The organism is Sutterella massiliensis, from assembly GCF_016899755.1.
GTDB classification, from domain to species: domain Bacteria; phylum Pseudomonadota; class Gammaproteobacteria; order Burkholderiales; family Burkholderiaceae_F; genus Sutterella; species Sutterella massiliensis.
The window spans coordinates 1-717 of sequence record NZ_JACJJC010000178.1; the positions used below are offsets into that span (position 1 = coordinate 1).

At 52.9% G+C, this 717-nt stretch carries 1 protein-coding gene; it reads right to left on the reverse strand.

Features of this window, described 5'->3' with window-relative positions; translation table 11 throughout:
- On the reverse strand, positions 1–656 hold a 656-nt coding region (locus H6A60_RS12015), incomplete at its 3' end, for a capsular polysaccharide export protein, LipB/KpsS family (protein ID WP_439145085.1).
- Positions 657–717: the final 61 nt, after the last annotated feature.

The following is a 717-nucleotide window of genomic DNA, read 5'->3' on the forward strand; positions in this document are numbered from 1 at the left end:
GCATCCGCATGATCCTTCGTCAGCCCCCAACCGGCATAGAAAGGCACGCCGAAGACGTGCACCGGCTTTTCGAGAAGAAGCGCTTCAAAGCCCATTTGAGATGTGACGACGTAGACAGCGTCAAAAGCTCGCATAAAGGAAAGCGGCGCCCAATTTTCGGCAATACGGTGAACGCCGTCGGGTACATCTGTTAGATAGCCCTTCTTTTTTCCTGCCAGAACGTCGGGGTGCGTCTTAACGAAAACTTCCGCATTTTCCTCCTGGAGTGCAGCGTCAAGCATGCATTTAAAGGACGCTTCGCTCGCTCCGCCAAGCGTGACGCTGGAATCCTGAGCTGTTTGATCCACAACGAGAATCATGCGGCGATTTCCTTTCACGCCATAACGCTCTCGGAACGTTTTTTTTGCTTCTTCTGAGAACGTAGGCGCCGCATTGTATTTTGAGAGATCCGCTCCAATTACGATTGAAAGAGCTTCCCTCGCTTCTTTCGCGACTTCCGGCGTGTACCAGGATTGCCAATCGTTGAGCCAAACCTCGAGCTGAGACGGTGCAGAGGCGTCGTAATAAACGCCGATCGGATCAACCGTTATTGAAATCGGACGGGCGCCTTCGACACCGAGCCTGAGGGAACGGTAGAAACCGTCTTCAAGTGCAATATACGGAAGCTTTTTTTCTTTGGCATAGGCGCGCGCCTTGTCTGCCGTCGGTTTATGGCCC